Source organism: Candidatus Pantoea communis (assembly GCF_011752685.1).
GTDB classification, from domain to species: Bacteria; Pseudomonadota; Gammaproteobacteria; order Enterobacterales; family Enterobacteriaceae; genus Pantoea; species Pantoea communis.
The window spans coordinates 54588-80466 of record NZ_VWXC01000003.1; the positions used below are offsets into that span (position 1 = coordinate 54588).

Below are 25879 nucleotides of genomic sequence, written 5' to 3' on the forward strand. Positions count from 1 at the left end.
GCTTTAATCAATGAGCGCGAAACACCCTCCCGCGGCAGAAAATGCACTGAGCAAAAAAGACGGTAACACTGTTAATGCGCATCACACCTCCTGCCAGTGCTATTTCCGACCGGAAACCACGGAAGTCATTTTCCTGGATGAATCTGATTCAGGTGAGTTTGATGATTTAACCAGCAAGCTAAGTGAGTTGATGGACAGGCTTGAAAAGGCACGGGTCCGTCATTCAGCGGCGATTGAGGCTTATTATAAAAAGCGTAATGACATAGCCAGCCAGGAAGCGCTACCGGCTTATTTCGATGCGGTCGTGTCGACGGAAATAGAGACTGAAAAAGCGACAGAGGCGCTGCAGAAGGAGGTGGGGGAGTTTGATGAGCAGGCGGGTTATGCCGGCCTCGTTGAACTTATTCCTCTTGAGCCTCTGAAGAAGGGCATCTACGGGCGGTTCTATTGTTACATAAAGAAAACGGACTACGAGGCTTTCTCGGGCAGGATGACGGTCATCAGCCTGAACAACCTAGGTGTAGAGGATTTTTACCAGCGTGATAAGGGCGGGAACATCATTGCTATCAGCACGAAAGCGATACGGGAACGTTTTCAGAAGGTCAGAGAGTCGCTCACGCAAATGTCCTCAGGAAACACCGCCTTCGGTGCGAACGGAACGTATGAGGCCAGCCTGACTGAGTGGGCAGAGGCCTGGAACGGGCAGGATGACTATGCTGCAGAGGGGCGCGTTATCGATGTCTCCGCAGGCGCACAGTTTCTCCGTTTTTCCTCTAACGCGGGTGCGCAGCTTGACTGGAACCGGAATGAAAATGCGGGAAGCATCAGCGGCGAGGCTGAAGCAACGCTGACGCTTGCAGAGGCGCACGTCAAAGCCACCTTTTATCAGCCGGATCGTGGCGGGTGGCAGTTGAAATTTATCATCAACGATGAAAATAAAGAGGCGAACCTGGGCGTGCTGCGGTCAAGGATTGATGCGGGACTGACGGGATTTGCAGGCGCCTCAGCGAAGATAGAAGGGAATCTGCAATTTGTGGTGAGTGACGGACAGCAGAAGCTGATGGGTGTCCGCGCGCCATACTCCCGCTTTGCACAGCGTCAGAAAGGGGTCATGGTTGATACGGAAAAGGAGACATCTGCCGCAACGTCGGTCAAGGCAGAGTTGTTCGCGGGTGTATCCGCCGGCGGGACCTTTGGCGGCGCGCTGCAGTGGCTGAAGCCGTTTGAGTCTCTGGTGGACCACCTGCCGGATATGTTGCGCACGTTTGGCATGGAGGCGTCGATACCGGACACGAAGGTGCTGGACAAAGTGCTGAGTATCAGCCCTAAATCCGCGGCGTCTGCCCAAAGGGTGGGGAAGTTCACCGATTTTGCCGCATTTATTGCGGGGGGCGAGCTACAGGCTGGGCTGGGCGGGTCCGGGGAGTACGAGATCTGGTTCGAAGACGGGAAGTTTAAATTCCGGATATCCGGCGGGGTTTGCCTTGGAGTCGGAGCTAAAGGCTCAGCGCAGGGAGAAGTTACACCACATCAGTTTACCGAGTTTGCGGTTTGGGCGGTTTACCAGCTGTACGGTATGGATTACCGTTATTTTAAGGTGTTTGCTAAGGATGCTTTTAAGGCGCTGACCTATATTATTTTAATGGGTGGGGAATATATTTACGCTAACTATTTCTTAGCGATGGAAGCTGATGTTGACAAACTGATGAGAGATTTCACTGATTTCATTAATGAAATGTCGAAAAAAGTAGACTCATCATCAAAACGGAATAAGTTTGCGAGTTTTATTAATCAACGCCCTTCACAAGTCTATCATTTCACCCCGGAAGGAAAAGGTATTGCACTTCACCTTCTGATTCAGAGTGGTGCATATGACCGTATTGACCCAGGTAATCATACCTTAGCCTCTCTTGTAGATAACACAGAAAATGGGCTTTTCCCTGTTCCGGATACGGGACATGAGCGTAAAAAAGCGGTGCTGACGATTTTAAGCAGCATCCAGACAAGGCGCGAGTGGGCCGAGGTGCTGGTAAGAATGACGGATGGCGGGGAGAAAATCCCGGGTGCTTCATCTTCAGCGCTGGCACAGGCCCGCCTGATTAAACGTCAGGAAGAGTTGATACGCACGTTTCTGCAGACTGGGATCAACCAGGACCAGCGGCTGAATGACCTGATTCAGAAGCTGGAACTGCAGGACTTCCGCGAAGTGTATCGGCGTTTAAAGGAAAAACCGGCTTTCGGCTACCCGTTTGCGCCCAACTGTACGAAGCAGTACGCCCTGTACTGCGAAGATAATCCCTGGTACGCCTCGCTCTGTCATTTGACGCCGCAGAGTGCTATCACAACACATAACCTTGAGCCGGTCCAAAAATGAAACGGAACTTAGCTGTATTCCTCCTGATAGTCCTTTCAGGGTGTGACGAAAAAAAGGTGGCCACTCCGGCCCTGACGGCAGAACAGAAGACAGAGCTGGACGTATTTCTCAGTCGCGTCAGAGCTGACATGGTCTACATGCCGGCAGGGACATTTCTGATGGGAGACTTTTGCTCAGAGATGCGTAATGGCGGGGCTTATTGCACGATTGATAAGAATAATAAGCCAGCTCACAAAGTTGAACTGTCAGCCTTTTCAATTTCAAAGAACAAAATTACACATGAAGAATATAGTTTTTATCTAAAAACAAGCGGGCTTCCTCCTCAGAACTTTGAAAAGCCATGGAGAAATAAATCTCTGTCTGCAATGACGGCTATGAAAGAAGGACCGGCGATTATTAACTGGTATGAGGCGGATAATTACTGCTCCTGGCTCAGGGAGAAAACTGGTTTAAATTATTCACTCCCGACTGAAGCACAGTGGGAATATTCTGCCAGAAATAAAGGGCAGTATATCAGTATAGCCACAGATGATGGCTCTCTGCGCTATGACAGGAAGACTAATGCCGGTGAAAATTTTGCTACAGAGGAAGATATAGATAAGATAGCTAGTCAGTTGGGGATCGACTTTCTTTATGTCAGATTTGCAGTTGATAAATACCCGCCTTCACCGGCTGGCATCAATGGTATGGCTGAAAACGGTAAGGAGTGGGTAATAGACTGGTATGATCCGGACTGGTACAAAAAGTCTCCGGTTAAAGACCCTCAGGGCCCCGAGTCTGGTGTGATCAAAGGTAAGGATACCGGGCAACATTTGAAGGTGCTGCGCGGAGCAATCCGGCCATCACCGGGAAGGCCGTCCGGTCTCACGTTCAGCCGCAGTTACAAAATTCCCGAACCGGATTACCCTGCCGGCATTACTGCCCGTTGTGTGGTGAATGAGTCGGCGCCGCTGAATTAGCCTCTGTGGTTTAACAATCAATAAACCGAAATGATGCCGGACTAAAACCGATGCAGTCCAACTACACGCCCTCTTTTATTGCGAAGACAAACCCTGGAACGTCTCGCTCTGTCATGTGACGCCACAGAGTGCCATCACAAAATATAACCTTGAGCCGGCCCGAAAATGAAAAAGAACTTAGCTGTTCTCCTCCTGATACTCCTTTCAGGGTGTGATGATAAGAAGGTGGTCACTTCGCCCCTCACGGCAGAGCAGAATAAAGAGCTGGATATATTCATCAGCCGCGTCAGAGCGGATATGGTCTATATGCCGGCAGGTACCTTTCTGATGGGGGATTTTTGTTCAGAAATGCGCAGCGGCGGGGCGTTCTGTACTATAGATAAAAACAATAAGCCAGCTCATGAAGTTGAGCTATCAACCTTCTCAATATCCAGATTCAAAATTACGCATCAGGACTATAATTTTTACCTGGAAGTTTCTGGGTTGCCAGCGCAGAGCTTTAATAAAGAGTACAGGAATGAAAGACTCGCTAAAATGACGGTGTTAAAAAACAGCCCGGCGATTATCAACTGGCACAATGCAGATAAGTACTGCCAGTGGCTTAAGAACCAGACAGGGCTAAATTTCTCGCTCCCGACAGAAGCACAGTGGGAGTATGCCGCGAGAAGCCGGGGGAAGTACGTCAGTATCGCAACGGATGACGGTTCCCTGCGTGTCAACAGAGAAACAGAGCTAGGGGAGAATTTTGGTACTTATGAAGATCGGGAACTCGCAGCCCGGCCTTTTGGAATCGACCCGGGGATTCTCAGTTTACCTGTCGATAAATTTCCCCCGTCTCCGGCAGGCCTGTATGGCATGGCGGATAACGGCAGAGAGTGGGTCATGGACTGGTATGATCCGGACTGGTACGCAAAATCTCCGGTTAAAGACCCTCATGGACCGGAGTCCGGCGTGATTAAAGATGAAGAGACAGGGCAATACTGGAAGGTGTTGCGCGGCGCCGGACGGCCATCGCCCGGATGGCCGTCCGGCCTCACGTTCAGCCGCAGTTATGACATTCCGGAACCGGGATATCCAGCTGGCAATACGGCCCGTTGCGTAGTGAATGAGCCAGAACCTTTGAAGTAGCATCTGTGATTTTAAAAATCAATAAGCCGGAATGAGGCTGGACTGAACCTTGTGCGTCCCAGCATCCCCCTTGTACAGCGAAGATAATCCCTGGTACGCCTCGCTCTGTCATGTGATACCGCAGAGTGCCATTACACAACATAACCTTGAGCCGACCCGAAAATGAAAAGGAACTTAGCTGTTTTCCTCCTGTTACTCCTTTCAGGGTGTGACGAAAAAAAGGTGGTCACGCCGCCCCTTACGGCAGAGCAGAATAAAGAGCTGGATATATTCCTCAGCCGCGTCAGAGCGGACATGGTCTATATGCCGGCGGGGACGTTTCTGATGGGGGACTTTTGTTCGGAGATGCGAAATGGCGGGGCGTATTGCACGGGTGATAAGAGCAATAAGCCGGCTCACATGGTAGAGCTGTCTGCCTATTCGATTTCAAAATATAAAATCAGTCATGAAGAGTACGCATCGTATCTGAGGTTATCTGGCAGCCCCCCGCAAAATTATAATAATGAAGTGAGTGATAAGATGCTTTCAAGGATGACGATATTAGATAACAGCCCTGCAATAATTGACTGGCGCGAGGCGGATATGTACTGCCGGTGGTTAAAGAAGGTCACGGGTTTAAATTTCTCGCTCCCGACGGAAGCACAGTGGGAATATTCAGCCAGAAATAAAGGGCAGTATGTCATTATTGCCACTGATGACGGTACGCTGCGTTATAACCGGAAAACGGAACGTGGTGAGAACTTTGCGACGGATGAAGATCGTGAGATAGCCTCCCAGCCGTATAGAATCGACTCACCGCTTATCCGCCTGCCAGTAGATAAGTACCCACCTTCACCGGCGGGGCTTTATGGGATGGCAGAGAACGGCAGAGAGTGGGTCATGGACTGGTATGATCCGGACTGGTACAAAAAATCTCCGGTCAAAGACCCTCATGGACCGGAGTCCGGCGTGATTAAAGATGAAGAGACAGGGCAATACTGGAAGGTGCTGCGCGGAGCTATCCGGCCTGCACCAGGCCGTCCGTCCGGCCTCACGTTCAGCCGCAGTTATGACATCCCGGAGCCGGGATATCCTGCGGGCCATACGGCCCGTTGCGTAGTGAATGAGCCGGAACCGCTGAATTAGCCTCTGTGGTTTAAAAATTAATAAACCGAAATGATGCCGGACTGAACCTGTTACGTCCCGGTATGACCCCTGTACAGCGAAGATAATCCCTGGTACGCCTCGCTCTGTCATGTGACACCGCAGAGTGCCAACAGAGCACAACCTTGGGCCGGCCTGCTTTAATTTCTTAGGATAATGGATTCCCTTTCATTATCAATTGGTGCTGTTGACCCACTGGTATGACGTTCTTATAACGGAAGGTGGAAATAATGAGTGATGCTGAAATGCATGATTCGCTTTTAATGTTAAAAAAAGAATTGTTGTCTCTAAATTACGAGATTGATGTTCCATTTAATGTGGTTTCTGAAGGGGATGAACTAATCGCCTCGTGGAAAATAGCCGATGCCAAAGCAATTGAGATTTTTGGTATGGAGGGGTTGAAAAAACAGTTTGAACTGAGATTGATTTTTGATGTGGATAACAAAACAGTGCGTTACACAGAAAAATCGACAGGCATTAACTGGGACGCGCAATTAAAACGTTTTATTAAGAAAAAAGAAGTGTGTCTGGGAAGTCGTAAGGAATTCTGTCAGGGAGCTTCATGGGGGATTAAAGAGGACGGTTCATTCGGTCAGCAATATGCTTACAAATTCAGAACGCGAGATATTAAAAACCCAATTTTTAAGATTGTGCAGAATTCAGGATGGCACCTGAAACTCAGTGCAACAGATAAGGTGGGATATCACATTTTCACCATTCTGATTGCGGTAATGGTGATCTGTGGTTTGGTGGTTTACCTGTTTTAAGGAGAGAAATGAGTGAAAGGAGTGATTCGTATCGGGGATACCCTGTCCAGTGGTGGCACCGTCCTGCAGGGCAGTTCCGGGGTAAGATTTCAGGGTAAGGAGGTTTCCTGTGCTGGGGATAAGGTGGTGTGCTCGGCCCATGGCGGGACGACCATTGCAGAAGGCGATGAAGTGGCAAAAATTAACGGTAAACCTGTTGCACTTCAGGGGCACCGCTGTGGTTGTGGCTGCACATTAATCTCCTCATTACCCATTGCCGGAAGGCGTCAGTAATGCCCATTGAACTGGAAAAAATCCCGCCAAAGCGGCAACTGCCGGAGGCGCCTTCATCATTGCGATGGATCCTGGTCATTGCACTCATCACGTTAAGTGGTGTGATGCTCTCTCTCTGGCTGTGGCCCAGGGATATGCCTACAAACTCTGTCTGGTTCTGGTTTTGCACCCTGGCAATGCCTCTCTCTTCTGGATTTGCGTGTTACGGTTTCCGGCTAAAGGCTTATGAAAATGAAAGGGATAAGGCCTGCTACTGGAACAAGCTTCATCAGCAACAGCATGACAGGTATGTCGAGCAGGGACAGCGAGCTGCTGGTGTGTTGGGCCAGTCTTTTATTACGCCCTACGGTTGCAACAAACTCAGCTCCGTATTGCTTACTCATGGCAGCATGCTGTGCTCGCAATACAGTCCAGCACTAAAGCGTGCGGTAACGACCGCACGTCTGTCAGACTGGATGCCGGATGTCCCGATACTGACCTTTGAAAAAAGGCTGGCTGGTTATCTCAATGATGTTCTTCACATGCTGAAAGCGGAGTTGTCAGCTCTCTCTGATGACAAGATTTCTGTACGTATTCAACACGATGGTGTGCTGACTAATTCGCAGGTGGGGCGGATCTGGCAGAGCATAATTTCACCCACTCATACTTTTTCCCTACCTGAGATTAGCACAGAGGACACTGGGCTCATGTGGCTGGATCCCTTGCTTGATCAGGATGAATCAACCGTCATGCTGTCGGTTGAAATCAATCTTTTTCACTCGCTGCGGGATCGCCAGTCTGAGTCAGTATCGGCACTCATACTGGCAACACCAGAATGGTTGTCCCGGCATAACGTTAAATCCGAGGTTCTGATCCATCGCCCGGTTGTGGCAACAGAGCTGATGAGTTCACTGGAGGATGTGCTGCGATGGGGGAAACTTTCCCATGATGAACCACACACACACTGGCGGTCAGGTGTGAGTCAAATGTCGCTACAGCGTGTAATTCAGCAGGCTGAACGTCTGGGATATGTTCCGGGAAATAAAGAGAGTTACGACATTGACGATCTGTTTGGCGTGCCGGGGGCGGCGACAGGAAATATCGCTTTAATCTGCGCCAGTGGACATGCTGCATTGTCAGGAAACCCTCAGTGGGTAATGGTTGAAGATAATAATGCCCATCAATTAATTGTGCGTAAATCAGAAAGCTGAAGGAACGCTGTATGATTAAAAATAAACGGATAAGTACCTGGGTTATCATCACCGTTATATTCATAATAAGTGCCGGTCTCATCTGGTCAGATAATCCATTTTTACACCTCAGCGGTCGTGAACAAAAACTTTATGCATCATTAATCACTGCTGTGATGTGTCTGCTTTTATTACTGATGGACGAACTGCTCATCGAGGCGTGGCTCTGGCTGGTATCACGGACTTTCCTGCAGCGATTAATAACGCTCACAGGGACCAAAACACAACAGACAGAGCATGCGCCTGATAACGACTTTTATCGGGACACGTTAAAACAGTGCAGACTTCATCTGCGTGTAAATTCTGGCCTACGCTGGCGGCATAATGTTCGCGTCATTCTCATCACCGGGAGCGTTGCGGATGTAGAGTCTCTGATCCCCGGACTCCCGACTCAGCTCTGGCAGGAGGACGGCGGTACACTTTTATTCTGGGGGGGAGACCCGTCGGAAAACCTTAACAACAGCTGGTTTAAAATGCTGAGTGGCTTTAGCCGCCGCCCGGCTGATGCAATGGTGTACGTTACGTCTGCTGCGGACCGATGTGCGGCAAGCCGTCGCGACGCCTCAGCATCTTTACCGCCAGCAATGAACATTGATGTTGTCGTTCAGGGAATCGCAGCCCGTTATGATGCCCTGGGGTGGCATCTTCCACTGTTTATCTGGTCGCTCCATCCGCACACCGGTGAGCAGAAGGATCGTATCACTCAGCCCCTGGGCTGTCAGTTGCCTGAAACCAGTAATGTTGATGCTCTGCTGGCAGAACTCACGGGCCGACTCACCTCACAGGGTATTCAGCAGGTGGCTGGTAATCCGCAGCATCACTTTCTTCTCGGCCTGGCTGACCAGCTCAGCCGAAGTCCCGAGTCTGTTGCTGCGATGATTTCTGCCTTTTGGCCCCCACGCCGCCCACTCCTGCTGGCAGGCCTTGTTTTCAGTGCCCCTTCTGGAAAAGTCGAGGGTGGCATACCGCACAGCTGGATACAGGACAATCGCTGGGATGCGTTGCCCGCGAGCTCAAACGAACTGCCTGCACATCTCCGCCCTATACGCCCTGGCCTGCAGTGGAGTCGCATATTCGCTGCAACCGCCTGTGCGTTAGTCATTCTGTGGGGGGCGGGGATGCTGGTCTCTTTCGCCGCCAATCGCAGCATTATCGGTGATGCCGTACAGGTGACTGAAAACGCTTCTGACAGCAGTCAGTCTTTAAAACAACGGCTTGCTGCGATGGGCGTGCTTCAGGATACGATCGGACAATTACAGTATCGCCAGGAGCATGGTACGCCCTGGTACAACCGCCTCGGACTGAGCCAGAACGAAGAACTGCTGTCTGCCCTGTGGCCGCGCTACCGTGAAGCAGCACTGCCTCTGCTGCGCGACGCCGCGGCCTTGCAGCTTACTGACGCGCTGAAAGCCTATGCCGCACTCCCACCTGACAGCCCACTGCGCGAAACGCAGTCAAAGCAGGCCTACACACAGCTCAGACTGTATCTGATGCTGACGCACCCTGAACGTATGGATCCACGCTGGTTCAGCCAGGCGCTGATGCAGAACTGGACGCAGCGGCAGGGTCTGAACCAGGCATACTGGCAGGGCGCCGGGAGTCCGCTGCTGGCTTTCTATGCAGAGAATCTCAATGCTCACCCTGAATGGGCGCTGAAAGCAGACCCGGAGCTGGTCGGGCAGGTGCGCGGCCTGCTGGTTCGCCAGGTGGGGGTGACCAACAGCGAGTCCCGCCAGTATCAGCGGGTGCAGTCAGAGGTGAAGCACCAGTACGCCGATATGCGACTGGCCGATATGACCGGCGATACGGATGCCGGTCGGCTGTTTACCACCGATGAAGTGGTGCCCGGCATGTTCACCCGTCAGGCCTGGGAAGATGGCGTTAAACCCGCGATTGAAAAAGTGGCGCGGGAGCGGCGTGAAGAGATGGACTGGGTACTCAGTGATGCGCCGCCACCCGCCGGTGATGCTTCCTCACCCGAAGCGCTGGAGACGCGGCTGACCAGCCGTTACTTTGCCGACTACAGCGCCGCCTGGCTGAATTTTCTCAACAGCCTGCGCCTGCAACCTACTCCGACGTTATCAGACGCAATTGACCAGCTCACGCTGATGGCAGACGTCAGGCAGTCACCGCTGGTGGCGCTGATGAATACGCTCAACGTGCAGGGACGGACCGGGCAGAGTGGGGATGCTATTGCTGACTCGCTGGTGAAGTCTGCGCAGAACCTGCTCAGTCGCGAAAAGCGCCCTGCCATTGACCAGAACAGCGGCCCGAGCGGCCCACTCGATGCGACTTTCGGCCCGCTGCTGGCGCTGACTGACAGTCAGGGCAGCAGCAGTATGAGCCTGCGCACCTTCCTGACGCGCGTGACTCAGGTGCGTCTGCGCCTGCAGCAGGTCACCAACGCGGCAGACCCGCAGGCCATGACGCAGACGCTGGCGCAGACGGTGTTTCAGGGGAAAACCATGGACCTGACTGACACGCGTGATTACGGCAGCCTGGTCGCTGCCGGGCTGGGGCAGGAGTGGAGCGGTTTCGGGCAGACGGTGTTTGTGCGCCCGATGGAGCAGGCCTGGCAGCAGGTGCTGATGCCGGCTGCGGGCAGCCTGAACGCCCAGTGGCAGCAGTCGGTGGTGAACGAGTGGAACAGCGCATTTGGCGGCCGTTATCCGTTTAAAAATGTCAGCAGTGAGGTGTCACTGCCGCTGCTGGCGAAATACCTGAACACGGACAACGGACGCATCACCCGCTTCCTGCAGTCGCGTCTGAGCGGCGTGCTGCACCGCGAAGGCACCCGCTGGGTACCGGACAGCATCAACGCCCAGGGGCTGACGTTTAACCCGGCCTTTCTGCAGGCGCTTAATCAACTGAGCCGGATTTCCGACGTGGTGTTCACCAGCGGGGAAGCCGGGCTGCATTTTGAACTGCGCCCCGGTACGGCAGCAGACGTGATGCAGACTGACCTGATTATCGACAGCCAGAAGCTCACCTACATGAATCAGCAGCCGGTGTGGAAACGCTTCACCTGGCCGGCCGACACAGAAGCGCCGGGCGCATCGCTGAGCTGGATAAGCACGAAGGCCGGGACCCGCCAGTACGGCGACATGCCGGGGAGCTGGGGTCTGATTCGCCTGCTGGATAAGGCTCAGGTCAGCGCTAATCCGGGCATCAGCAGCAGCTGGCAACTCACCTGGCAGGCTCCCGACGGTCGCCCGCTGAACTACATTCTGCGCACCGAAGCCGGAGAGGGGCCGCTGGCGCTGCTGAAGCTGCGCAACTTCACGCTCCCGGCCGACATTTTCATTATCAGTGACACACCGGACGTGCCGGATGAAACTTTTGTCAGCGAGGAAGACTAATGCCACTGCAATCTCTGATTAATGCCTGCGGTGCGGATGCGGACCATCTTCACGTGCTGGCTACTGAGTCTGTTTCGCTGTGGGAGCCGTGGCTGAAACCCCTGGCGGGCACCCACGCAGCAGGCGAAGACCCGACCTACAACGATGCATTCCAGCAGATGCAGCAGGAGATGAACCGTTTGTCTGGCGCGGACACGGCGCTTATCTGCGCGCTGGCAGAACAGGTGCTGACTAAGGAAGCCAAAGATATCCGTGTAGCAGTCTGGTACTGCTGGGCGCGACTGCAACAGGACGGAGAAGAAGGGTTCGCCGACGGTCTGGCCCTGCTAGCCGGTCTGCTGCAGCACTTTGGTGATGCTCTGCATCCACAGCGGGCGCGCAGTCGTGAGGCGGCGCTGGGCTTTCCCGCCAGCGCGCGCATGCTGGATACGCTGACGCTCTATCCCGAAGTGACGACATCTTCGGCGCAGCGTACCGTGGCGGCGTTGCTGGTGATTGATGACGTATGCAGAGCGCAGGGCGGGGCCGGCCTTGGTAGCCTTTACGGCGCGCTGGAGGCAAGGTTGCTGAGGGCAGGCGGCCCGGATGCGGTTGTGCCCCAGACGGCGGCAGACGGTCCCGCATCCCAGTCGTCTTCAGCTTCCGCCGCCCCCGCTCTGGCGGCTATCAGTTCCGGGCGTGATCTGCTGGACCAGGCACGAACGCTGGCCGCTTATCTTCGCGATCAGCCAGGCGGATGGCTGGCCGCGCATAGGCTGATGAAAACCATCCGTCATGACACGCTCAGCCAACTGCCACCGTTGTCCGGCGACGGCAAAAGCCGTATCGAGCCACCCAAGCCGGACCAGCGCGCACAGCTTAAACGCCTGTGGCTGCAGCAGAGCTGGGCCGAACTGGCCGAGCAGGCCGACAGCCTATTCAGCCGGGGCGGCAATCACTTCTGGCTTGACCTGCAGTGGTATCAGCACCAGGCGCAGCTGCGCTCGGGCAATGCGGCGCTGGCGGCGATTGTTCAGGACGACCTTAAGGGCCTGCTGTCGCGCCTCAACGGGCTGGAAACGCTGGCTTTCAGTGACGGAATGCCGTTTGCGGATGAGGTCACCATGGGCTGGATCCAGCAGCATGTGCTGATGTCTGCGGGAGTGTTCGAAACGGAGGCTGTCTCTGTGACTGCTGGCGCAGAGGATGATGTGCTGCAGCTGGAGAGCGAGGCTACTGACCTGGCAGACAGGGAGGGCATTGAGGCTGCGCTGGCCTGGCTGCAGCAGCGGCCCGGCATCAGTTCATCTCGCCAGCAGTGGTTATTGCGTTTGCTTATGGCCAGACTTGCTGAGCAATTTGGCCGTCAGGAAATGGCGCTTCATCTGCTATGTGCGCTCGATACGCAAGCAGAGAGTATGACGCTGGGCGATTGGGAGCCATCTCTGTTGTTTGAGGTGCAGTCCCGCAGGCTGAAGCTGTTGCGCAGCCGTGCAGGCCGAAGCGAAGCGGATAAAACCAGGACGCACACAGAGATGGAAAGACTACTTTCATCGCTTATCCGGATTGATGCCGCTCGTGCTGCCATACTGACCACTTCGTAAAGGAAGACGAAACCCGTTTATGAAAGACTTAACCCTGCGTTATTACGATAACGAAATGCGCTATCTGCGCGACGCCGCAAAAGAATTCGCTGAAACCCACCCTGACCGCGCCGCCATGCTCAACCTGGACCGTGCAGGCACGCCAGATCCTTTTGTGGAGCGCCTGCTTGAAGGATTTGCTTTTTCCGTCGGTCGACTGCGTCAGAAGATTGATGATGACCTGCCGGAGCTGACCGAAGGGTTGGTCAGCATGCTCTGGCCGCATTATCTGCGCACGATCCCTTCACTCAGCGTGGTGGCTCTCTCGCCTGATCTGCCGAAAATGAAAATGGCGGAGACCGCTCCCGCCGGGCTGGAGGTGTATTCCCGCCCGGTAGGCCCCAAAAATACTGTCTGCCACTACCGCACCACAAAGCCGGTTACGCTTAATCCGCTGTCAATCTCAGGCGTGGTCATGGGCACCGAGCCGGACGGACGTTCCGTGTTGCGCCTGCGCATAGCCAGCAGCGGGCAGGCGGACTGGAGCCAGTGTGACCTGCGCCATCTTAGCTTGTGGCTGGGAGAAGACGTGCCCGTGGCGACCGCGCTGCATCAGAGGCTGACCCGCCGTCAGGCCGCGATATACGTCCGCCTGGCCGGGCAGCAGGAGCGGATCGCCCTCAACGCCTGGTTCAGCCCGGGTGGATTTGGTGAGGACGACAGACTATGGCCAAAAGGTGACAGCGCCTTCAGCGGCTATCAGTTGCTGCTGGAGTACTTCACCTTCCCGGAGAAGTTTCGCTTTGTGACCCTGAACGGACTGGAAGCTATCCCTCTTCCACCCGGGCTCACGGGGTTTGATATTGAGGTGGTATTCAGTGAGGCGTGGCAGAGTGATTTGCCGGTGACCGATGCTTCGCTGAAACTGCACTGCGTACCGGTGATTAACCTGTTCACGCTGGAAGCAGACCCGCTGACGGTTAACGGACTGGAGAGCGAGTACCTGCTGCGCGCGAAGCGCCTGCAGGACGGACATACCGAAATTTACTCGGTGGATGCGGTCAGCGGTTCAGGGCTGACCGGTGCGGCTGAATACGTTCCGTTCACCAGTTTCCGGCACCGGGGCGGCATGATGCGACGCCTCGCACCTGAGCGCTATTTTCATACGCGCGTTCGAAAAGGCGTGACCGGGATGCACGACACCTGGCTGATACTCGGCGGTCAGCAGTGGGAGGAGGGGGAAGAGCTTTCCCGCGATACGCTCTCGCTGCGTATCACCGGCACCAACGGGCAGCTTCCCCGTCGTGCGCTGCAGAGCACCCTGCTGGACCGCTGCGAACAGGTGCTGCAGACCCCTGTCACGGTGCGTAATCTGACTCGTCCAACACTTCCTGCTTATCCACCCGCGGAGGACCGCTTTCACTGGCGGGTGCTGAGCCACCTCGGTTCCGGCTTCATCAATATGATGACTAGCGCAGAGGTGCTGCGCGGCACGCTGTCGCTGTACAACTGGCAGGATGACGAACTCTGCAACCGCAAACTGGATGCGATCCTTGACGTACATCATCACCGTCTGCAGCGGTTTGAGTCTGGTTACCTGCTGCGTGGCCTCGACGTTGAGGTGACGCTCGACAGCAGCGGCTTTAGCGGTGATGGCGATATACATCTGTTCGGCGAGATGCTTAACCGCTTCCTGTCGCTTTACGCGGACATGAACCAGTTCATTCAGCTCTCCCTGATTATCCGGCCTGAAGGAAAATGCATCCGGTGGAAAGAGAATCACAGTCAGCGCCTGCCCGGCTAATCGCGCGGCTGGGTGACCGGCTGCCTTATATGAATTTTTACCGCTTCTGTCAGCTACTGGAAAGGAGCGATCCCGAGGCACCCGTGCCGGGCAGCAGCTGGCAGGTGCGGCACGAGCCGGTGCGCTTCCGGCCTCATCCCGGCATGGGCTTCCCGGCAGGGGAAATGCGTGGCGTGGAGGAACCCGCTTATCCGCATCTGCCGCCCACGGTACGCATTAATTTCATGGGACTCTATGGCACGGCGTCTCCGCTGCCGTCGCATTACATTGATGATGTGACGCGGCAGCGCGAAGGGCACGAGGCCACCCAGGATTTCCTGGATATCTTCAGCCACCGCCTGACCACGCAGTTTTACCGCATCTGGCGCAAATACACCTACCCGGCAACTTTCGCTCCTGGTGGCACCGATGACACCTCTCAGTACCTGCTGGGGCTGGCGGGCCTGGGAATAAGCGGCTGTGCGCAGAATATCGCGACGCCGGTCTCGCGATTCCTGGCGCTGCTGCCGGTGATGCTGCTGCCCGGTCGAACTGCCGAAGGGGTCTCCTCGCTAGTGAAGCTGCTGGCACCGGACACGCGCGCACAGGTCGTGCCCTGGGATTCACGTCGTATTCCCCAATCCTCAATACTGAATATGAGCACGCGCCACCCTGTCAGTCTGACGCATCGACCGGTGGTGGGGACGCATGCCACAGACGTCAACGGTCAGGTGTTGCTGAGACTGTTCACTGATAACAGTGAGGAAGTCCGGGGCTGGCTCCCCGGCGGGCAACTGCACGGAGACCTGATGGCGCTGTTGCACGTCTACCTGGGATCAAAGCTGGATGCGCGACTGGAGCTGTGCGTTGACCGCGCAATGATGCCTGATGCACAGCTAAGCTGCCGGACGGAGGGGGCGCAGCAACTCGGGCGCACGGCGGTGCTGCCTCTGACACAAATCACGGGCTCCCGCGAGTTTAACCAGATAACCATACAGCTCGGTCGCTATCAGCGCGTCCGGGTGCAACCTTCAAGGATCGAAACCGATGAACAGGGCGACTATCGCTGGTAAAACGCTTATCCCTCTTATGCTGGCACTGAGCGTCAGCAGCTGCGGTCTGACGCAGAAAGTATCAGAGGGCACCGTCTCCGTAACAAAATCCATTTTTTACAAGCAAATACGCACACTGCATCTCGATTTTCGCGCTCGTGAAGGGGCAAACCGCAACGCACAGGGTGCTGCGCTCTCAACCGTGGTGCGCATCTGGCAACTCAAGGACAGTAAAGCCTTTGACGCTTCAGACTATCCTTCGCTGCTTGCTGCTGACAGTCAGGTACTGAAGGCGGATCTACTGGCACAAAAGGACATACGCATCCGCCCGGGTGAGTCAGTCAGTATTGATATGCCGATGGACGATAAGGCGGAATTCGTGGCAGTGGCTGGGCTATTCCTGTCGCCAGACACGCAGGATGATAAGTGGCGAATCTTACTGACCCGCGATGATCTCGATCCGGACAACGCGCGCGTGATTGAACTGGGTGACGGTACACTGACTTTGGTCGCGGAAAAGGCTAAAAGACCCTGATGATGCCTTCACTTTATGAGATCCTTTACGGCAATTTTAGTGGCGGGCTGGCGCTCGATGCCGTGAGCGAACGGGACCAGGTCATTCTTTCGGTGCTGGATAACCTGCAGCGCATCCTCAACACCCGCGCTGGTTCAATTGCACACATCCCCGACTACGGTTTGCCGGATATGACCCGCATCCTGCAGGGGATGCCGGGCACTGCGCACCAGCTGCTTCACACCTTTTCAAGCGTGTTACTGAAGTACGAACCGCGCCTTAAGCGTATTGAGGTGGCATTGCTGGAACAAACGGTGCTTGGCGAATTGCGCTACGCCATTGAAGCCGAACTCACCGGTATTGGACTGGTGCGCTACGGCACGGAATTCAAACCAGAGGGCAGAGTGTTGCTGCGTCACTTAAAGCAACAGCAGTTAATGGGCAGTGGTTTGACGGGATAAACAAGGAAGGTTGTTGAATATGAATCAGGTGATTAAAACCGGTGCAGATCCGCGCACCTTACCAGGCTATTCCCAGTTGCGGGAAGAGATGAGTAAGCTGACGCATCCCGCCCGGCCCGATGTTGATTGGGGCAAAGTGGAGAGACTCACGCTGGGGTTGTTTGAACAAAATGGACTGGAGTTGCAGAGTGCGGCCTGGTTCACTTTGGCGCGTGCCAACAACGCGGGTTTGAGGGGGCTCAATGAAGGCTTGAATCTGATTGACGCGCTGGTGGTACATCAGTGGTCGATTTTCTGGCCGCTGGCGATTGATGCGCGCGCCGATATCCTCAGCGTGATGTTTCGACGTCTGCAAAGTCTCTACCGTGGCTGGCAGGTGGTGGGCAGCGAGATGGCAGCGCAGCTATTAGAAACGGAGCGCTTGCTGATATCCTTGCGTGAAGCGTTGTTACGTTTTGGTATCAGGGAATTCGCGCAGGCTAATACGTTATTGCATCAGGTCAAACACTCCATAACGCAGCTTCAAGAAAGACTGCCCTCTCCGGTACAGCTTATTCCGGCAGCACTCAACAGTGAACACCACAGCGATCCGGCTCGCGTTTATGTGGTCTATCCTGATGCGGATGAGCAGCAAGACGCGCCCACAACGGCATCATCATTAAAATCATTTGTGAGTGGGGCCTGCTGTGCCTTACTGGCTGGCGTTTTAGTCTTTGTCTGTGGCAGTTGGTATCGATACGAACAGCATCAGCACTTGATGGCCTCTCAAGCCCTGCTCGAACAACAGCGCAGAGAGAAACAAGCGATATCGTTGGAAAAATTACAGAGCTGGCATCGTGGTATGGCGCAGTTGGAAAATATGGCTGAACAACTTAATGGACTAGATAAAACTAAAGGGAAATATCTCACGGTGAGTGAGCTTAAAACGGGGATTTTTTCCGCGATGCAGGCCTTTAACCAGCAGATTCCGGTTGAAGAGCAACTTCGACGTTATGCCGAGGGTAATGGTGATCAGCTGAGTGAACAAACGCAGACGGGATTACTGTTAAAACAGCTGATGTTTCGTTATCAACTCATACAACAGGATCACGCAGAGTCGTTCACCGATCGGGAAAAAGCCAATCTAAATCAAAGTCGTACCAGGTAGACTTCTGAAATCAGCGCTAAACCAGTAAAACAGATTGAATCCAATGGGTGGGCAGGTTACAACGTTGCAAAACCATGAATGGATGCTGGTGCAGTATCGACAACCCTCCTGACCCGGAGGGCTTTTTTATCGCTTTAACAACGGAAAACTATGCCTCACACTTACCGCCCATGGATGAAAAGGTATTGGCTGGTCTGGCTACTTCTCACGCTGGTGACTTTGTTCGCATTACTTGCCGAACAAATCCTGGATCAACGGCGCACGCGTGAAGCGGAATTCCATCAGCAGTTCAGTCGTATTGCGGCCTATTTAACGCAGAATGAAACTCTGTTGCCATTATTGACGGGTGATGAAAACCTTACTGAATTGCAGAAGAAATTTCCGCAAATCGTGCAGCTTGAGCACACACAGAACAGGCCGCTAACCGGCCCGCGGTTTGAAGATGCCAGCGAAGGACGGTACTGGCTGTATAACCCCTATCGACAATTCCGCATGCTGGTGGATTTGCATTTTGCCGTGCAAGCCCCAGAGGTCGGGCTGGCACTTGCATTTCATATTCATGCTCAGCCCGCAATATTAACTTCGGCTTATTCTGAAACGGCGCGCTGGCAATGGCAGCGTCCGTTTATCAACCTCTACCAACCTTTTCTAATTAAAGGCAGCGCGAATCCTGATTGGCGTGCGCTGCATGTCGCTCCGCCCCTGCTGGCGTTGACGTTGTGGCTCATCATCGGTTTTCTCGGTTGGGGATTATTGCGTCACTGGCGACAAAACGTCGAAATGCGTCTGCGGGCTGACTATTTCCAGCGCACGCGGCGTGAATCTTTGGGTGAATTCACGGCGGGTATCATCCATGAAATTAACCAGCCGCTCACCGCGATTAACACGTGGTTACACACCAGCCAACTGCTGCTTAAGCAAGGCAAACACGATAGCCTGCCGCAGACACTCGGTGCCATCAGTTTACAAACTGAACGATTGGCCGGATTGCTGCAACGTTTTCGCGACATTGTCAGCGAACGCCCGGTGGCGATGACTGCGATCGGTGTTGAATCAACATGGCGGCGAGTCACGGTGCTATTACAACAAGAACTGGATGCGGGCGCTGTGGTGCTTCATCAGCAGTTTCAGCATGACCACGCGCGTGTTATCGGCGACGAACAATGGCTCGAACAGGTCTTTCACAATCTGCTACAAAATGCGATCCACATGCAGCAAGGGCAGGCGGATGCGTGGGTGGCTATCAATTCAGAACGCCTGGCGCACGAGATTAAAATCATCATCAGTGATAACGGACCAGGCTTTTCTGTCGAAGGATTAGCGCAGGCCTGTATGCCGTTTTACAGCTCGCGACCAGAAAGCATGGGGCTTGGCATGACGCTGGTTGAGAGCCTGATGTTACGCATGAATGGCCAGCTGCGGCTGGCAAACCGCGCCGAAGGCGGCGCGGAAATCACCCTAATTTTCCCACTGGCGGAGTAACGGAATGAGCGCAAAAGTTTGGTTAGTGGATGATGATTTGTCGGTGCGTGAATCATTGGGTTTTCTCTTGAGAACGCTGGAATATGACGTTGCCGACTTTGCTGATTTGGCCTCATTTGAGGCGGCTACGTCAGCGCAGGAACCGCTGCGCGGCTGTTTGTTGCTGGACGTCCGCATGCCGGGCATCAGTGGCCTTAGCTGGTTGGCAGAGAAGGGCGAAAGGCATCCGCTGCTGCCGGTGATCATCATGACCGGTCATGGCACGATTGAAGCCTGTCGCCGTGCGTTCCGTCAGGGGGCTTTCGAGTTTTACACCAAACCGTTAGAGATTGAACCGTTGCTGGAAAGCGTGCATCAGGCAATGCATGAAAGTGAACAGCGCGCGCAGCGCTGGCAGGCGCAACAGATTTTGCAGTCGCGTTTTGCATTGTTGTCGGTGCGTGAAAACGAAGTGATGCAACTGATGATTGCCGGGCAAACCAGTAAAGAGATAGCGCGTGATTTATCGCTGTCACCACGAACGGTTGAAGCCCATCGCGCCGCAGTTCTGACTAAACTGGAAATGGACAATCTTGCGCAACTGATTCACGCCTGGCAGCAACTTAACCAGGTATAACTACCTGGCAGAACGCGTGATCACCCGAATATTTATTAACCTGCTCTCATTTTACAGTGTCACCTAACATAACTCAGGAGTGACACATGACTATTCGTCTTTCTTTGATTGCTGCTGCGGCGGCATTTGTTTCTTTTGGCAGCCAGGCCGCCGTGACTGAATCCAATCTGTCATTGGCTGAGGCGCAAAAACTGGCCAGCGCAGCTATTCAGTCCTGCGCAGCAAAAAATTACAATGTCACCGTGACAGTAGTAGATCGCGCAGGTTTAGTGACTGCGGTACAGCGTATGGACAATGCCGGTCCGCACACCGTAGAAGCGAGCCGTATGAAGGCCTATACCGCGTTGAGTACCAGGAATCTGAGTGGCAAAGTGATGGAAACCGCACAGAACAATCCAGGCGCGCAGAATATGCGTGACGTACCAGGCTTTCTGCTGTTAGCCGGTGGCGTGCCGGTAAAAAGTGGTAATCAGGTGATTGGTGCGATTGGTGTCGGTGGTGCGCCGGGCGGTAATCTTGATGAGGCTTGCGCGCTGGATGCATTGAAAGCGATTGATTAAGTCATGATGGGCGCAATATATTGCGCCCATCAGGCACATTGTCTGTCGTGTTACTTCAATTAGCCTGTCCAATATAGCCAGGGCACGTCCTGCAGGACACCCGCTACGGAATATCGGTTTCCCTGCCGCGCTATGACTCTACTGATGAACTGCCATAACGTACGCGTCTTGACGCCACAAAACACAGCAGCGGCACCGGTAAGGTAAACAACAGCAGCAACCACAGCAGTACGTACACCGCATCGACGCCGTCATTTTGCAGATTGTTATAAAGCTGAACCGGCATGCCCTGAGGGAAATAGGCGAAAATCATGACAATGCCGAACTCACCCATGGCGCGCACCCACGCCAAAGCTGTTGCAGAGGCCAAACCCGGCGCGGCCAGCGGAACCGACAAACGCCAAAATCCTTGCCACGGTGAGGCACCTAAGGTACGACCGGCATCCAGAATATCCTGCGGAACGCCCGCAAAAGCGGAACGTGCAGTGGTAATGAAGTAGGGCAGTGCGCCGTACCATTGCGCCAGAATAAACGCGGCAGGATTGTTAACCAGCGTCCAGCCAAATTTCCCCAGTAATTCCCCCGGAACACTATAAGGTCCGTAAGCGCTCACCAGTAAAATCCCCATTGCCAGCGGAGGCGTCAGTAATGGAATCATCACCAACAGTTCCACAATGGCGCGCGCACGACCCTTTGCCTGCGACAACCACCACGCCACCGGCAATCCGCTGATAAAGATCAACAGCAGCGCAATCGCGCCCAATCCCATAGAGGTGGAGATGGCACTCCCATCGCCCCAGGCAAGGTGCATGTGCTGCCATTGAGTGACACCAATCAGGGTGACGAATGGCACGGCCAGCAACATCAGTGCTGGCAGTGACAACCAAAGCGCGGTGGCGTGACCGGTCTTCATTACTGATAAACAGCTCCGCCTTTCGGCGCGGCGTAGCCATTCTGTTTAAACAGCGCCTGACCTGGCTTACTCAGCATGAAATCGACAAAGGCTTTACCCGCCGCCGCACCGTGCGGAGCGTTTTTCAGCACGGCTGCGTAGTAAACCAGCGGTTGAGTGTGCAGCACTTTATCTTTGCCAGCGCTGTCTTTGACGCTGAAGCTGACAGTGTCATACCACTGTTTTGCCATGTCTGGATTGCTCAGGTTGACCTCATCCGGCAGCGCCACATAAGGCAGATGCGCGGATATCACTTCACTCTCATAACCTGCCGCGGCATCGACCTGACCACTCTCCAGACGAGCCAGCAGGCCACCTTCAAGATGGGTCTGAGCAGGGTTTTGGTAGCCACCAAGAATTTTATCGGCGATGCCCGGCTGCTTGTAATACTTCTCAGCCAGCAGCAGGGTAAAGATAATGTTCTGGCCTTTTGGATCGTTAATCGGATCGGTGCGCCCGAACTTAATGCCCGGCGTGGCCAGCACTTTCAGCCAGCTGGCATCTGCGCCTTTGGCCTGTGCGAACTGCTGGGCAAATTTGCCTCTCGGGCTGTACGCCACCACCATGCTGGTGCTGGCAACCGGTACGGCATCATCAATCAATCCTGCATCTTTCAAAATCTGCATCGGGCCCGGCGTGATGGAAACGAACACGTCAGCGGTGATTTTCTTACTCGCGAGCAGTCGAGCCATACCGTATGCGCCCTGGCCTTGCCCTTCATATTTTCCGTCGTTCTGTTTGGCAAAGGCTGGACCTAAAGACTGGTCCATCACTTTTCCCATCGAACCAGCATAAGTTACGCGAATATCGGTACTGGCTTGTGCTTGCAGGCTGAGGCCAGCGGCGGCGGTTAACATCAATACTGTGAGGTATCTGACTTGCATTCCCTTTCTCGCTATATAATTAGGTAGATAACGATTATCGGAAATTGTGCAATCAGTGCAAGCTGAAATCTGTTGCGAAATATGGGGATAGCCCGCCGCAGCGGGCTGAAAACATCAGGCGAGAATGCGCTGTACCCAGGACTCAATATCATCACCGCTGCCCATATCCAACTGCACCAGACCGTTGGTGATAAAGGTGGGTGAGACGTGAATACCGTTCTGGCGCGAATATTTACAATGCCATTTGATTTCGTTCTGCAGCTCGGCGCGCAGGAAAGGCGCATGGGCATCAATACCGCTGTACTGCTGCAAACGTGCAAGGATTTGGTTCGGCGTCGCGTCCATATTGGGCCCATGACTGTGATCGGTGAACTCAAACTCCTCACGATGATCGGCGACCGCCTGCAGCACACGTTTTGCAGCGGCTTTGCCCTCTGGCAAAGTGGATGCGGCGAGGATGTAACGAACGATCAGTCCGGAATACATATGCCATGGCTGGGATTGCAGCCGAATCTTCAGCGTCATCTTATCTTCCCCCACCAATGCCAGCAGCGCATCCAGCTTATTAAACGCACGGACTGAGAACGGGCAGGTGGGTTCCAGAAACACTTCAAACACTTTGGGGCCGTGGCCCCAGATTAATGGATCGGCGTGTAAAGCAGTGGTTTGACTCATATTCATTCCCTGTTGCGAGGTTAAACGTTGCCCTACTTTGGCAAAGCGCGGCGACGACAGCCAGCTTAGGTTTATGCTTTTTTGTTACAGGGACATTTGCGGTCGTCAGCACGATGCAAAATAAAAATCATTTTATAGATCCGTTAACTACAAGAATGTCCGCTGTTCCGGCATTTGCTCAGAAAATAAACGGCTATAGTTATGCCAGCTTTGTTCTCTTTTTGTGCGGTTAGCGCCGCACGTTTTATTCATTTGCCTGGAGCCAATAGATAAGCAACGAGGTTCAATGTGTTTGCCGAAATATCCTGGAAAATCATCCATCAGGTGATCAATCAGACCATTGCGGAGATGGTGGATGAGCAGCAAACGTTGGATGTGGTCAGCCTGCGCAGACGGCTACGTGAGATGGCCGAAAGCGAGACAGATGAAGAGATGGTGCTGTGCTATTGGCAAGCGAGCAAGGTGCTGATGCGTTTACCGCCGACAATCACCGCCAGCCAACTGATTGAAGCAGCGAGGCATGCTTTTCGCAGCCCACTGAATCACGATCCGCTTTAACCCTAAATGCTTTTCTGACGAATCGCGGATAATCGTTTGATTTATCGTCATAATCCTGGCGTACGCTCTGCTAAACTAGAGCGTCAAAACGCTGAAACAGAGGACAGTAATGAAAATCAAAAGTTATGCCGCGATGAATGCAGGCGATGCGCTGGTGCCTTTTGAGTATGAGGCCGGTCCGCTGGCAGCTGAAGAGGTACAGGTTGAGGTCGATTACTGTGGCGTCTGCCACTCTGACCTGTCGATGATTGATAACGAATGGGGCATCTCCTCGTTTCCAGTGATCGCGGGCCATGAAGTGATTGGTCGCATCAGTGCGTTGGGTGATGCCGCGCAAAACAAAGGACTGAAAGTCGGTCAGCGTGTGGGCATTGGCTGGACAGCGAAAAGCTGCCAGCACTGTAACGCCTGTATCAATGGTGAGCAGGTGAACTGCGAAAACGGTTCTGTTCCCACCATCATGAACAAAGGTGGTTTCGCCAGTCATCTGCGTGCGGACTGGCAATGGGTCATTCCACTGCCTGAATCCATGGATATCACCACTGCCGGCCCACTGCTGTGCGGCGGTATTACCGTATTCAAACCGCTGCTGATGCATAACATCAATGCCACCAGTCGTGTGGGCGTGATCGGCATCGGTGGCCTTGGCCACATGGCGATCAAACTGTTGCGTGCTATGGGTGCGGAAGTGACTGCGTTCAGCTCCAACGCCAGTAAAACGGAATCTATCCTGGCGATGGGTGCGGATCGCGTGGTGAACAGCCGTGATCCACAAGCATTGAACGCGCTGGCAGGCCAGTTTGATCTGATCATCAGCACCGTTGCGGTTGATTTGGACTGGCAACCGTACTTCCAGGCGTTGGCACCGCACGGTAAATTCCACACCGTGGGTGCCGTGATGAAGCCCTTTGAAGTTCCGGCTTTCAGCCTGATCATGGGTGACCGTGCCGTGACAGGATCATCCACCGGTTCTCCGGGCCAGTTGCGTTCGTTAATGAAACTGGCATCGCGTGCTGACGTTGCGCCAACGGTTGAAGCCTTCCCGATGTCGAAAATCAACGACGCGCTGGATCATGTCCGCGCCGGTAAAGCGAATTACCGCGTGGTGCTGAAAGCGGATTTCTAACATCGCGATAGGGTCGGCAGCCATGCCCTTGCAACTTCAATGTCAGATGAGGGTCCGACTTTACGTTGCAGTGCAGCCATGCCGACATTGAGTCTTGCGGTGCGCATCGTGCGCACCGATTCTTCGCACCTCCATTCTTAAGCTGCATCGTCCTACCAAACAGCATTCCCCTTACTAATAACCTGATTATTCAGCATTATATTGCTCATCACTTTGCTACTCTGATGTTCTATCGAGCAAAACTCCGAGGACAGCGATGAAGATTTCCAGCTATGCCGCTCTGCAAGCGGGTGGGGCGTTAGTGCCTTATGAATATGATGCCAGCCCGCTGGCAGCGGAAGACGTACAGGTTGAAGTCGATTACTGCGGCGTGTGCCATTCCGACTTGTCGATGATCGATAATGAGTGGGGCGGTTCACGTTATCCGTTGATTGCCGGGCATGAAGTGATTGGTCGCGTGGCGGCGCTGGGAGAGGCGGCGCAGAACAAAGGGCTCAGCATCGGGCAACGCGTCGGTATCGGCTGGACGGCAAAAAGCTGCCATCACTGTGATGCCTGCATCGCAGGCGATCAGGTGAACTGCGAAAATGGCAAAGTCTCCACCATCAATAACCACGGCGGTTTTGCCAGCCATCTGCGCGCCAACTGGCAATGGGTGATCCCGCTGCCCGAGACGCTGGATCTGGCATCTGCAGGTCCGTTGCTGTGTGGTGGCATCACCGTGTTCAAACCGCTGCTGATGCACAACATCAATGCCACCAGTCGTGTGGGCGTGATTGGAATTGGTGGACTAGGGCATATGGCGATTAAGCTGCTGCGTGCGATGGGAGCGGAAGTCACCGCATTTAGCTCCAATGCCAGCAAAACCGACTCCATTCTGGCGATGGGCGCCAATCGGGTGGTAAACAGCCGCGATGCGGAAGCCCTGAATGCATTAACCGGTCAGTTTGATCTGATCATCAGCACCGTTGCCGTGGATTTAGACTGGAAGCCCTACTACCAGGCACTAGCGCGACAAGGCAAGTTCCACACGGTGGGCGCGGTGATGAGGCCGTTTGAGGTTCCGGCGTTCAGTTTGATTGTCGGCGATCGTGCGCTAACCGGATCTTCAACCGGTTCTCCCGCTCAGTTACGTACCTTGCTCAAGTTAGCCGCCCGCGTGGATATCGCTCCACAGGTGGAGGAATTTCCGATGTCGCAGGTCAATGCCGCGTTAGAACATGTGAGAGCGGGAAAAGCCCATTATCGCGTGGTACTCAAAGCGGATTTTTAAGT

General features: G+C 54.1%; 23 protein-coding genes. 20 read left to right on the forward strand and 3 right to left on the reverse strand.

Annotated elements, in window-relative coordinates:
- Positions 1-10 precede the first annotated feature (10 nt).
- The 17 genes from F3J37_RS06195 (at position 11) to F3J37_RS06275 (ending at position 20409) form a co-directional block, all read left to right on the forward strand.
- Complete coding sequence (locus tag F3J37_RS06195) at positions 11-2374, forward strand: hypothetical protein (protein WP_166932433.1); 2364 nt, start codon at positions 11-13, stop codon at positions 2372-2374.
- A complete protein-coding gene (locus F3J37_RS06200; RefSeq protein WP_166932435.1) occupies positions 2371-3333 on the forward strand; it encodes a formylglycine-generating enzyme family protein in 963 nt (320 codons plus the stop codon). Before F3J37_RS06195 ends, F3J37_RS06200 begins: the two co-directional genes overlap by 4 nt.
- A gap of 165 nt (positions 3334-3498) precedes the next feature.
- Positions 3499-4461: a formylglycine-generating enzyme family protein gene (locus tag F3J37_RS06205; protein WP_166932436.1), complete on the forward strand. Its 963-nt coding sequence runs from the start codon at positions 3499-3501 to the stop codon at positions 4459-4461.
- 162 nt (positions 4462-4623) lie between these two features.
- A complete protein-coding gene (locus F3J37_RS06210; RefSeq protein WP_166932437.1) occupies positions 4624-5586 on the forward strand; it encodes a formylglycine-generating enzyme family protein in 963 nt (320 codons plus the stop codon).
- A gap of 248 nt (positions 5587-5834) precedes the next feature.
- Entirely contained in the window at positions 5835-6371 is a 537-nt protein-coding gene (locus F3J37_RS06215) for a hypothetical protein (RefSeq protein WP_166932439.1), read from the forward strand.
- Positions 6372-6383: 12 nt separating this feature from the next.
- On the forward strand, positions 6384-6644 hold the full coding sequence (locus F3J37_RS06220) for a PAAR domain-containing protein (protein ID WP_166932440.1): 261 nt from the start codon (positions 6384-6386) through the stop codon (positions 6642-6644).
- Positions 6644-7834 carry a KPHS_23130 family T6SS system protein gene (locus F3J37_RS06225; protein WP_166932442.1) on the forward strand — a complete coding sequence of 397 codons (1191 nt, stop codon included), beginning with the start codon at positions 6644-6646 and terminating at the stop codon, positions 7832-7834. The genes F3J37_RS06220 and F3J37_RS06225 overlap by 1 nt, the downstream gene beginning before the upstream one ends.
- 11 nt (positions 7835-7845) lie before the next feature.
- Positions 7846-11232 carry an ImcF-related family protein gene (locus F3J37_RS06230; protein ID WP_166932444.1) on the forward strand — a complete coding sequence of 1129 codons (3387 nt, stop codon included), beginning with the start codon at positions 7846-7848 and terminating at the stop codon, positions 11230-11232.
- Entirely contained in the window at positions 11232-12815 is a 1584-nt protein-coding gene (tssA, locus tag F3J37_RS06235; RefSeq protein ID WP_166932446.1) for a type VI secretion system protein TssA, read from the forward strand. The genes F3J37_RS06230 and tssA overlap by 1 nt, the downstream gene beginning before the upstream one ends.
- Before the next feature lie 19 nt (positions 12816-12834).
- Entirely contained in the window at positions 12835-14598 is a 1764-nt protein-coding gene (tssF, locus tag F3J37_RS06240) for a type VI secretion system baseplate subunit TssF (RefSeq protein ID WP_166932448.1), read from the forward strand.
- Complete coding sequence (gene tssG, locus F3J37_RS06245) at positions 14553-15650, forward strand: type VI secretion system baseplate subunit TssG (protein ID WP_166932449.1); 1098 nt, start codon at positions 14553-14555, stop codon at positions 15648-15650. Before tssF ends, tssG begins: the two co-directional genes overlap by 46 nt.
- Positions 15625-16164, forward strand: a complete 540-nt coding sequence (tssJ, locus tag F3J37_RS06250) for a type VI secretion system lipoprotein TssJ (RefSeq protein ID WP_166932451.1) — start codon at positions 15625-15627, stop codon at positions 16162-16164. Before tssG ends, tssJ begins: the two co-directional genes overlap by 26 nt.
- Positions 16164-16604, forward strand: coding sequence for a type VI secretion system baseplate subunit TssE (gene tssE / locus F3J37_RS06255; protein WP_166932452.1), 441 nt, complete (start codon positions 16164-16166; stop codon positions 16602-16604). The genes tssJ and tssE overlap by 1 nt, the downstream gene beginning before the upstream one ends.
- Before the next feature lie 19 nt (positions 16605-16623).
- The gene (locus tag F3J37_RS06260) at positions 16624-17751 is read left to right on the forward strand and encodes a VasL domain-containing protein (protein WP_166932454.1); all 1128 of its coding nucleotides are present in this window, start codon (positions 16624-16626) and stop codon (positions 17749-17751) included.
- A gap of 150 nt (positions 17752-17901) precedes the next feature.
- Complete coding sequence (locus F3J37_RS06265; RefSeq protein ID WP_166932456.1) at positions 17902-19233, forward strand: sensor histidine kinase; 1332 nt, start codon at positions 17902-17904, stop codon at positions 19231-19233.
- A gap of 4 nt (positions 19234-19237) precedes the next feature.
- On the forward strand, positions 19238-19849 hold the full coding sequence (locus tag F3J37_RS06270) for a response regulator transcription factor (RefSeq protein WP_045834320.1): 612 nt from the start codon (positions 19238-19240) through the stop codon (positions 19847-19849).
- 86 nt (positions 19850-19935) lie between these two features.
- Positions 19936-20409, forward strand: coding sequence for a GlcG/HbpS family heme-binding protein (locus F3J37_RS06275; RefSeq protein ID WP_034830213.1), 474 nt, complete (start codon positions 19936-19938; stop codon positions 20407-20409).
- 130 nt (positions 20410-20539) lie between these two features.
- Here F3J37_RS06275 and F3J37_RS06280 read toward each other — a convergent pair whose 3' ends face one another.
- The 3 genes from F3J37_RS06280 to F3J37_RS06290 form a co-directional block, all read right to left on the reverse strand.
- Positions 20540-21322, reverse strand: coding sequence for a molybdate ABC transporter permease subunit (locus F3J37_RS06280; protein WP_166932458.1), 783 nt, complete (start codon positions 21320-21322; stop codon positions 20540-20542).
- The gene (locus F3J37_RS06285; RefSeq protein ID WP_166932460.1) at positions 21322-22245 is read right to left on the reverse strand and encodes an extracellular solute-binding protein; all 924 of its coding nucleotides are present in this window, start codon (positions 22243-22245) and stop codon (positions 21322-21324) included. The genes F3J37_RS06280 and F3J37_RS06285 overlap by 1 nt, the downstream gene beginning before the upstream one ends.
- Before the next feature lie 114 nt (positions 22246-22359).
- Positions 22360-22920, reverse strand: coding sequence for a thioredoxin (locus tag F3J37_RS06290; protein WP_166932462.1), 561 nt, complete (start codon positions 22918-22920; stop codon positions 22360-22362).
- 288 nt (positions 22921-23208) lie between these two features.
- Between F3J37_RS06290 and F3J37_RS06295 the strand changes: the two genes are divergently transcribed.
- From F3J37_RS06295 to ahr (F3J37_RS06305), 3 genes are all read left to right on the forward strand, one after another.
- Positions 23209-23478 (forward strand): hypothetical protein, encoded by a 270-nt coding sequence (locus F3J37_RS06295; protein WP_045813827.1) that lies wholly within the window; start codon positions 23209-23211, stop codon positions 23476-23478.
- Positions 23479-23587: 109 nt separating this feature from the next.
- Complete coding sequence (ahr, locus tag F3J37_RS06300; RefSeq protein WP_160866990.1) at positions 23588-24604, forward strand: NADPH-dependent aldehyde reductase Ahr; 1017 nt, start codon at positions 23588-23590, stop codon at positions 24602-24604.
- Positions 24605-24860: 256 nt separating this feature from the next.
- Positions 24861-25877, forward strand: coding sequence for an NADPH-dependent aldehyde reductase Ahr (gene ahr, locus F3J37_RS06305; protein ID WP_166932463.1), 1017 nt, complete (start codon positions 24861-24863; stop codon positions 25875-25877).
- Positions 25878-25879: the final 2 nt, after the last annotated feature.